This is a genomic window from Amycolatopsis sp. NPDC052450, assembly GCF_044547565.1.
In the GTDB taxonomy this organism is placed as follows: Bacteria; Actinomycetota; Actinomycetes; order Mycobacteriales; family Pseudonocardiaceae; genus Amycolatopsis.
This window is the reverse complement of the sequence record NZ_JBIUAQ010000014.1, coordinates 195181-204733: the sequence shown is the minus strand read 5'-3', so window position 1 is coordinate 204733 and position 9553 is coordinate 195181. Positions and strand designations below refer to the sequence as shown.

Below are 9553 nucleotides of genomic sequence, written 5' to 3'. Positions count from 1 at the left end.
GCGGTGACCGACCGCCCCTGGTAGGCATTTGATCGCGCGTGAAGGCCCCCTTCCCTCGGCTCAGCCGAGGGAAGGGGGCCTTCACGCGCGAAGCGTCAGCCCGTAGGTGGCTGGTAGACCTTCGTGAGTTTCGAGGCGGAACCCCGGTCCAGCAGCCAGAGCGTGCGACGGCTGCCTCGGGCTCCCGCCACCGGGATCTGGACCTCGCCCGCACCGGCCAGCGCCTGCGCGACGGCGTCCGCCTTGGCGTCGCCGCCGGTGACCAGCCAGATGTCCTGCGCGCGACGGATCGCGGGCAGGGTCAGCGAGATCCGGGTCGGCGGCGGCTTCGGGCAGTCCCGCACCGCGACGACCGAGCGTTCCTTCTCGTGCACCGCCGGGCTGTCGGGGAAGATCGAGGCGGTGTGCCCCTCCCCGCCGAGGCCGAGCAGCATGATGTCGAACGCCGCGTCGTTGGCGGCGAGCACGTCAGCGTATGCCGCGGCGGCGGTGTCCACGTCGTCGCCGAACTCGCCGTCCGAGGGTGCCATGGCGTGCACCCGCTTCGGGTCGAGCGGGACGTGGTCGAGCAGCGCCTCGCGGGCCTGCTTCTCGTTGCGGTCGTCCGAGTCCGCCGGGACGAAGCGCTCGTCGCCCCAGTAGAGGTCTAACCGCGACCAGTCGATGGCGTCACGGGCACTGGAGTCGCGCAGTTCGCGCAGGATCGCGATCCCGGTGCCGCCGCCGGTGAGCACCACCGAAGCGGAGCCCTTGGCGGCCTGGACGTCGACGATCCGGGTGACCAGCCTGGCCGCCGCGGCGGCGGCCAGGAGATCCGGGTTCTCGTAGACGACGACCTCGGTCTTGCTCATGAGGCACTCTTCGCGGTCTTGGCGGGCGCCTTCTTCGCCGACGGGGCCGCCGGGGCCGCCTTCTTCGCCGGAACGGCCTTGGCCGCCGTGCCCGACGAGATCTTGGAGAGCCCGTGGAGCGAAGCCTCGTAGACCTCGTCCGGGTCGAGCCGCCGCAGCTCCTCGATCAGGCAGTCCTTGTTGTTCCGCCGCTGCAGGGCGATGCGGCGAGTCGGCTGGCCCGGCTGGGTCAGCGTGCCGACCCGGCCGTCCGGCCGGTGCAGTTCCACCGGGCCGGAACGCCGGTCCAGCGTCACCGAGATGATGCCGGCGGCGCCGCTGCTCTTGACCCGCTTCACCGGCACCTTGAGGTACTCGGCCAGCCAGCCGGCGAGCAGTTCGGTCGACGGCGAGTCGGCCTCACCGGTCACCGTCGCGCCGGTGACCTTCTCATGCGGCGGAAGGTCCAAAGCGGACACCAGCTGCGCGCGCCAGCTGGTCAGCCGGGTCCACGCCAGGTCGGTGTCACCCTCCACATAGGACTTCGCCCGGGTGGTGAGTGCCCTTATGGGCGCCTTTTCCGCCGCCGAGTCGGTGATCCGGCGTTGCGCCAGCTCACCGAGCGGGTCCTTGGCCGGGGCCTTCGGACCGGTGCCCGGCCACCAGGTGACGATCGGCGCGTCGGGCAGCAGCAGCGGCACGACCGCGCTCTGCCCCTGCGAGGCCAGCGGACCGTAGAGCCGCAGGACGATGACCTCGCTCGCGCCGGCGTCGCCACCGACCCGGATCTGGCCGTCGATCCGCGGCGCGGCGGTCCGCGCGCCCTTGGCCACCACGATCACCCGCGAGGGGTGTTCCCGGCTGGCCTCGTTGGCGGCTTCGATCGCCTCTTCGAGTTTGTCGTCGTCGTCCGCCACGATGACCAGCGTCAGCACGCGGCCGAGCGCCACCTGCCCGCCCTGTTCGCGGATCTCGACGAGCTTCTTGTTCAGCTGCGACGTCGTGGTCGACGGCAGGTCGATGATCACGGACGCCTCCAGTTCCGGCCGGTACGTTCCAGCATTTCGTCCGCGGACGGCGGTCCCCACGAGCCGGGCGGGTACGCCTCGGGCGCACCCTTCTTGGCCCAGTGGTCGAGGATCGGGTCCAGGATCTCCCAGGACAGTTCGACCTCTTCGTTCACCGGGAACAGCGACGGTTCGCCGAGCAGCACGTCCAGGATGAGCCGTTCGTAGGCCTCCGGGGACGACTCGGTGAACGCGTGCCCGTAGCCGAAGTCCATGGTGACGTCGCGGACCTCCATCGTGGTCCCCGGCACCTTCGACCCGAACCTCAGCGTGATGCCCTCGTCGGGCTGCACCCGGATCACCAGCGCGTTCTGGCCCAGTTCCTCGGTCGAGGTCGAGTCGAACGGCAGATGCGGCGCCCGCTTGAACACCACGGCGATCTCGGTGACCCGGCGGCCCAGCCGCTTGCCGGTGCGCAGGTAGAACGGCACCCCCGCCCAGCGGCGGTTCTGCACCTCCAGCGTCACCGCGGCGTAGGTCTCGGTCGTCGAGTCCTTCGCGAAACCGCCTTCCTGCAGCAGGCCCGGCACCTTCATGCCGCCCTGCCAGCCGCCCGCGTACTGTCCGCGCGCGGTCGTCTCCTCGAACGGTCCCAGGGGCTTCGTCGCCGAAAGCACCTTGACCTTCTCCGCGCGGAGAGCGCGCGGAGCGAACGAGACCGGCTCCTCCATCGCGGTCAGCGCGAGGAGCTGCAACAGGTGGTTCTGGATGACGTCGCGTGCGGCGCCGATGCCGTCGTAGTACCCCGCGCGGCCGCCGAGACCGATGTCCTCGGCCATGGTGATCTGCACGTGGTCGACGTAGTTGGCGTTCCAGATCGGCTCGAACAGCTGGTTCGCGAAGCGCAGCGCCAGCAGGTTCTGCACCGTCTCCTTGCCGAGGTAGTGGTCGATGCGGAACACCGACTCCTCGGGGAAGACGTCGTTCACGATCCCGTTGAGCTCCTTGGCGCTCTTGAGGTCGCGGCCGAAGGGCTTCTCGATGACGACGCGGCGCCAGGTGTCCTCGCTCGCCTCGGCGAGGCCGGAGCGGGCGAGCTGCTTGGTCACCACCGGGAACGCGCTCGGCGGGATCGACAGGTAGAACGCGGTGTTGCCACCGGTGCCACGTTCGGCGTCGAGATCCTTGACCGTCTGCGCGAGCCGGTCGAACGCGTCGTCGTCGTCGAAGGTGCCCTGGACGAACCGGATGCCTTCGGCGAGCCGGTTCCACACCGATTCCTTGAACGGCGTCCGCGCGTGCTCCTTGACCGAGTCGTGCACGAGCTCGCCGAAGTCCTGGTGTTCCCAGTCCCGGCGGGCGAAACCGACCAGCGAGAACCCGGCGGGCAGCAGCCCGCGGTGGGCGAGGTCGTAGATCGCCGGCATCAGCTTCTTGCGGGCGAGGTCACCGGTGACCCCGAAGATCACCAGGCTGGAGGGCCCGGCGATCCGCGGCAGCCGCTTGTCGCGCGGATCGCGCAGCGGGTTGTTCCAGGCACGTGTCACTCGCCGGCCTCCTGTACCGCGCGGACCAGTTCGGCCAGGCCGGCGGCCCGGTCGGTGAGGTGCAGGCGCAGCACCGGACGACCGTGCTCCGCGAGCACCTGGCCGTCGCCGAGTGCCTGCGCGTGCTGGAGCACGCCGAGCGTGTACGGCCGGTCCGGGACGTCGAGATCGTCTTCGACGGCGCCGGTGATCTGCAGGATGACACCGTTCTGGTGCCCGCCCTTGTGGTACTGCCCGGTCGAGTGCAGGAACCGCGGCCCCCACCCGAAGGTGGTCTGGCGGCCGGTGCGCTTGGCGATCTCACCGCGCAGGAGCGACGTCGACGCGTCATCGAGACGGTCGAGGTACGCCTGCACCGCGATGTAGCCGTTTTCCGGGGTGGAATCGAAGAAAGCCCGCAGGATGTCCGCGAGCTTTCCGTCGGTGGCCACGCCTGCCGAGCCGAACACCTCGACCGCGCCGTCCACAGTGGACGGCTGCTCGCCGCCCTTGAGCGCGTCCGGGTTGTCCAGCAGGGCACGGGCGGCCTTCTTCGCGGCCTCGACGTCGGGCTGGTCGAACGGGTTGATCCCGAGCAGCCGCCCGGCGAGCGCGGTGGCGAACTCCCACAGCAGGAACTGCGCGCCGAGCGAGCCGGTCACGGAGATCTTCGCGGCACCTTCCGCCGGTCCGACCGCCACCGGGGTGGCATCGGCCTTGGCGTCGGCGAATCCAGGGGCGCCCGGACCCTCGACGGCGACCGGCAGGAGACCGGTGCCCTGCTTGCCGGTGGACTCGGCGATCAGCTGCTCCGCCCAGTCGGCGAAGCCCTTGATGCCCGAACCCGTGTCACCGATGACGACCTTCTCGGCGCCCTTTTCGTGCGCCGCGACCCAAGCCGCCGCGAGTTTGACCGCCGGGTTGTCCACGGAGTCCGTGGCCAGCTCCTCGGCCACCGAAGCGGCCTGGTCGAGCAGACGGGCGACGTCCGCGCCGGCGAGACCGGCCGGGACGAGCCCGAACGCGGTCAGCGCCGAGTAGCGGCCGCCGACGTTCGGGTCGGCGAGGAAGACCTTGCGGTAACCCTCCTTTTCGGACAGTTCCGCGAACGGCGAGCCGGGGTCGGTGACGACCACGATCCGCCGGGCCGCGTCGATGCCCGCGTCGGCGAAGGCCTTCGCGAAGATCCGCCGGTGGCTGTCGGTCTCGACGGTGCCACCGGACTTCGACGACACGACGATGACCGTGCGCTCCAGGTCACCGGCGAGTGCGTCGGCGACCTGGCCCGGGTCGGTGGTGTCGAGGACGGTCAGCGCGACGCCGTCCGTCGCGGTGATCACCTCGGGTGCCAGCGACGAACCGCCCATGCCCGCGAGGACGACGCGGTCGACGCCCTCGGAACGCAGGTCGGTCCGCAGTGCCTCGATCTCGCCGATCAACGGCCGCGAGGACTTGTGCAGCGTCGTCCACGAGAGACGGATCGACGCTTCGGACTCGGCTTCGGGACCCCACAGTGTGGCGTCCTGGGACGCCAGTTTCGATGCGACCTGGTCGGCGACGAGCCGCTCCGCGAACGGAGCGGCTTCGCCGGCCAGGGCGGCGTCGATGATGTCGACGCCTGTCGTTTCCCCTGCCATGGTCCAGATCAGTCCTTTGCCTTTTCGAGCTGCCCGGTGACGGTCTCGAGAAGCTCCACCCAGGACTTCTCGAACTTCTCGACGCCCTCGTCCTCGAGGACCTTGAAGACGTCGTCGATGTCGATGCCGACCACACGCAGCTTGTCGAAGACGATCTGCGCGTCGGGGCCCTTGCCGGTCACCGTGTCACCGGTGATCTCGGCGTGGTCGCCCGCGGCGTCGAGGGTCTTCTCCGGCATCGTGTTGACCGTGTCCTTGACGACGAGCTGGTCCACGTAGCGGGTGTCGGAGTACTGCGGGTCCTTCACGCCGGTGGAGGCCCACAGCGGACGCTGCGCGTTCGCGCCGGCCTCCGCGAGCGCCTTCCAGCGGTCCGAGGCGAAGAGCTCCTCGAACGCCGCGTACGCGAGGCGCGCGTTGGCGATGGCGGCCTCACCGCGCAGCGCGGTGGCGGCCTCGGTGCCGATGGCGTCGAGGCGCTTGTCGATCTCGGTGTCCACACGGGACACAAAGAACGACGCGACCGAGTGGATGCCCTTGAGGTCGTGGCCGTTGGCCTTGGCCTGCTCCAGCCCGGCGAAGTAGGCCTCGATGACCGCCCGGTACCGCTCGACCGAGAAGATCAGCGTGACGTTGACGCTGATGCCCTCGGCCAGGGTCTTGGTGATCGCCGGGAGACCTTCTTCGGTGGCCGGGATCTTGATCAGCACGTTCGGCCGGTCCACGGTCTTCCACAGGTCCTGCGCCTCGGCCGCCGTCTTGTCGGAGTCCTTGGCCAGCCGCGGGTCCACCTCGATGGACACCCGGCCGTCGACCCCGTTCGTGGCGGTGTAGACGTCGCGGAACAGATCCGCGGCGTTGCGCACGTCGGTGGTGGTCAGCTCGCGGATGGTGGCCTCGACGTCGGCGCCGCGGGCGGCGAGCTCCTTGGTCTGCTCGTCGTACGCCTCGCCCTTCGACATCGCGTTGGCGAAGATCGTCGGGTTGGTCGTCACGCCCACGACGTGCTTGTCGCGGATGAGGCCGGCGAGGTTGCCGGTGTTCAGGCGCTCACGGGACAGGTCGTCGAGCCAGATCGAGACGCCTGCCTCGGACAGCTGAGCGAGCTTGTCGTTGCTCATGCTTTCCCCTTCAGTTCTTGGTGTTGGCGATCGAACGACGGGCGGCGTCGACGACGGCTTCCGCGGTGAAACCGAACTCGCGGAACAGCGTGGCGGCGTCGGCCGAAGCACCGAAGTGCTCGATCGAAACGTTTTCCCCGGCGTCACCGGTGAAGCGGTGCCACGACTGGGCGATACCGGCTTCGACGGAGACGCGTGCCTTGACCGACGGCGGGAGCACCGCGTCCTTGTAGGACTGGTCCTGCGCTTCGAACCACTCGACACACGGCATCGAGACGACGCTCGCCGGGATGCCGTCGGCTTCGAGGGTCTTGCGGGCCTCGACGGCCAGCTGGACCTCGGAGCCGGTCGCGATCAGCACGACCTCGGGGCTGCCGTTGGACGCTTCGGCGAGGACGTAACCGCCCCGCTTGACGCCTTCGGCGCTGGTGCCCTCCAGCACCGGCACGTTCTGCCGGGTCAGCGCGAGGCCCGACGGGTGGTGGACGTCCTCGAGGACGGCCTTCCACGCGTACGCGGTCTCGTTGGCGTCCGCCGGGCGGACGACGTTGAGGCCGGGGATGGCGCGCAGGGCGGAGAGCTGCTCGATCGGCTGGTGGGTGGGGCCGTCCTCGCCCAGGCCGATCGAGTCGTGCGTCCACACGTAGGTGACCGGCGCCTTCATCAGCGCGGCCAGCCGCACGGGCGGGCGCATGTAGTCGGAGAAGATCAGGAACGTCGCGCCGTAGGGGCGGGTGCCGCCGTGCAGCGCGATGCCGTTGAGGATCGAGCCCATCGCGTGCTCGCGGATGCCGAAGTGCAGCGTCCGGCCGTACGGGCTGGTCTTCCACATTTCGGTGGAAGCCTTCTCCGGGCCGAACGAGTCGGCCCCCTTCATGGTGGTGTTGTTGCTCTCCGCGAGGTCCGCGGAACCACCCCACAGCTCGGGAAGCGGCTCGGCGAGCGCGTTGAGCACCTCACCGGAGGCCTTGCGGGTCGCGATGCCCTTGGCGTCCGGCTCCCACGTCGGCAGGTTGTCCGCGAAACCCTCGGGCAGCGTGCGGGTCGACATCCGGTCCGCGATCTTCTTGCGCTCCGGGTTGGCGGCGCCCCACGCCTCGAACTTCTCCTGCCATTCGGCGCGGGCGGTCTTGCCGCGGTCGACGGCCTGGCGGGTGTGCGCGATGACCTCGTCGTCGACCTGGAAGTTCTGCTCGGGGTCGAAGCCCAGGATCTCCTTGACCGCGGCGACCTCTTCGGCGCCGAGCGCGGCACCGTGTGCCTTGCCGGTGCCCATCTTCTTCGGCGCCGGGTACCCGATGACGGTCTTCAGCGCGATGAATGACGGGCGCTCGGTCTCGGCCTTCGCGGCCTTGATGGCCTCTTCGATCGCGACGACGTCCTCGCCACCCTCGACGACCTGGGTGTGCCACCCGTAGGCCTCGTAGCGCTTCACGACGTCCTCGGACAGCGCGATCTTGGTGTCGTCCTCGATCGAGATCTCGTTGTCGTCCCAGAAGACGATGAGGTTGCCCAGCTCCTGGCGGCCGGCGATCGAGGAGGCCTCGGCGGTGACGCCCTCTTCGATGTCACCGTCGGAGGCGACGACGTAGACGTAGTGGTCGAAGATGCTCTCGCCCTGCGGGGCGTCCGGGTCCAGCAGGCCACGCTCGCGGCGGGCCGCCATCGCCATGCCGACCGCGTTGGCCAGGCCCTGGCCGAGCGGGCCGGTGGTGGTCTCGACGCCCTTGGTGTGGCGGTACTCCGGGTGACCCGGGGTCTTCGAGTCCCACTTGCGCAGCTGCTTCAGGTCTTCCAGCTCCAGGCCGAACCCGGCGAGGTACAGCTGGATGTAGAGGGTGAGGCTCGAGTGACCGGCGGAGAGGACGAAGCGGTCACGCGCGGGCCACTCGGGGTCCGCCGGGTCATGACGCAGCGTCCGCTGGAAAAGCGTGTACGCGAGCGGCGCCAGGCTCATCGCGGTGCCGGGGTGACCGCTGCCGCAGTTCTCGACCGCGTCCGCGGCGAGCACCCGAACGGTGTCGACGGCCCGCGTGTCGAGGTCGGTCCAGTCGGCGGGCACGTTGCGCCGGAGGAGTGGGTTCTTCTCGCTGGTAGAGGCGGTTTCGGACACTGAACTCGAACTCCCCGTCATCAGGTTGTGGCTTCTCTTCCCTCGTGGGTAACCCACGTGTACCGCTACTAATCTCAATCGATCCGGAAGGGACGATATTCCTGGTCCGGGCCGTTCGCAGGGGCACGCCGCGAGCTACCGCGGCCAGCCTAATGGTTCGGCCGGTCGAGGACCCGCGATCACCCTCTGGAAACAGCACGTCTAACATCGGGGAAGGGTTCAGAGCACGGGGATCCGGGGCCGCCACATCACCCGGAAGCCTGGTGGACCCGGCCCGAAAACTGACGCAGGGAGTGAAATGTCGTTGGTGAACGCTGCGCACGGACGCAGTGACAGCACCAGCGCCGTACATCCGACCGGTGAACGACCGCACGGTGGCCGGCGAACAATCCGCCAGGTCGTCGGCGCGTACGCCGCCCTCGCGAAGCCCAGGGTGATCGAGCTCCTTCTCGTCACCACGATTCCCGCGATGTTCCTGGCAGGCCGGGAGATCCCGTCGCCGTGGCTGGTGCTCGCGACACTCGTGGGCGGCACCATGGCCGCCGGCAGCGCCAACGCCTTGAACTGCGTCATCGACGCGGATATCGACAAGGTGATGAACCGCACCAAGCGCCGCCCGCTGGTGAAGGAATCGGTGCCTCGGCGCGGCGCGCTGATCTTCGGTCTCGCGCTCGGCGTCCTGTCGGTCATCGTGCTCTATTTCACGGTGAACCTGCTGTCGGCGATCCTCGCCGTCGCGACGATCCTCTTCTACATCTTCGTCTACACGCTGGTGCTGAAGCGGCGTACGTCACAGAACGTGGTCTGGGGCGGTGCGGCGGGCTGTATGCCGGTCGTCATCGGCTGGGCGGCCGTCACCGGCACCGTCGAGTGGCCCGCGTTCGTGATGTTCGGCGTCATCTTCTTCTGGACCCCGCCCCACACCTGGGCGCTGGGCATGAAGTACCGGGACGATTACGAGCGCGCCGGCGTGCCGATGCTGCCGGTGGTCGCCACCCCGCAGCACGTGGCACGGCAGATCGTCATCTACTCGTGGGTGATGGTCGCCTGGACGCTGCTGCTGGTCCCGGTCACGAGCTGGATCTACACGACGTTCGCGATCCTGGCGGGCGGCTGGTTCCTCTTCTACGCGCACAGCCTGAACGCGGCGGTGCGGCGCGGTGAGGAGACCAAGCCGATGTCGTTGTTCCACCGGTCGAACACGTACCTGATGATCGTGTTCGTCGCGCTGGCCGTCGACTCGGCCATCGGCCTGCCCGTCATCGGCCTGCCTTTCTGATCCCCTTCGCAATTCGTCATCTGGATGCGGTCCTTGCGCG

General features: G+C 69.2%; 7 protein-coding genes. 1 reads left to right on the top strand and 6 read right to left on the bottom strand.

Going from position 1 to position 9553, the window contains the following annotated elements; genetic code table 11:
* Positions 1–95 precede the first annotated feature (95 nt).
* Genes pgl through tkt form a run of 6 tightly spaced genes read right to left on the bottom strand, consistent with a single transcriptional unit; the run spans position 96 to position 8234 of the window.
* A complete protein-coding gene (gene pgl, locus ACIHAO_RS24035; protein WP_396561262.1) occupies positions 96–851 on the bottom strand; it encodes a 6-phosphogluconolactonase in 756 nt (251 codons plus the stop codon).
* Positions 848–1858 (bottom strand): glucose-6-phosphate dehydrogenase assembly protein OpcA, encoded by a 1011-nt coding sequence (opcA, locus tag ACIHAO_RS24030; protein ID WP_396561260.1) that lies wholly within the window; start codon positions 1856–1858, stop codon positions 848–850. Before opcA ends, pgl begins: the two co-directional genes overlap by 4 nt.
* A complete protein-coding gene (zwf, locus tag ACIHAO_RS24025) occupies positions 1855–3384 on the bottom strand; it encodes a glucose-6-phosphate dehydrogenase (RefSeq protein ID WP_396561258.1) in 1530 nt (509 codons plus the stop codon). The genes opcA and zwf overlap by 4 nt, the downstream gene beginning before the upstream one ends.
* Positions 3381–5000: a glucose-6-phosphate isomerase gene (locus tag ACIHAO_RS24020; protein WP_396561256.1), complete on the bottom strand. Its 1620-nt coding sequence runs from the start codon at positions 4998–5000 to the stop codon at positions 3381–3383. Before ACIHAO_RS24020 ends, zwf begins: the two co-directional genes overlap by 4 nt.
* A gap of 8 nt (positions 5001–5008) precedes the next feature.
* Positions 5009–6121, bottom strand: coding sequence for a transaldolase (gene tal / locus ACIHAO_RS24015; RefSeq protein ID WP_396561254.1), 1113 nt, complete (start codon positions 6119–6121; stop codon positions 5009–5011).
* Between the two features lie 10 nt (positions 6122–6131).
* A complete protein-coding gene (gene tkt / locus ACIHAO_RS24010; RefSeq protein ID WP_396561252.1) occupies positions 6132–8234 on the bottom strand; it encodes a transketolase in 2103 nt (700 codons plus the stop codon).
* Positions 8235–8532: 298 nt separating this feature from the next.
* Between tkt and ACIHAO_RS24005 the strand changes: the two genes are divergently transcribed.
* Positions 8533–9513 carry a heme o synthase gene (locus ACIHAO_RS24005; RefSeq protein ID WP_396561250.1) on the top strand — a complete coding sequence of 327 codons (981 nt, stop codon included), beginning with the start codon at positions 8533–8535 and terminating at the stop codon, positions 9511–9513.
* The last annotated feature ends 40 nt before the right edge of the window (positions 9514–9553 follow it).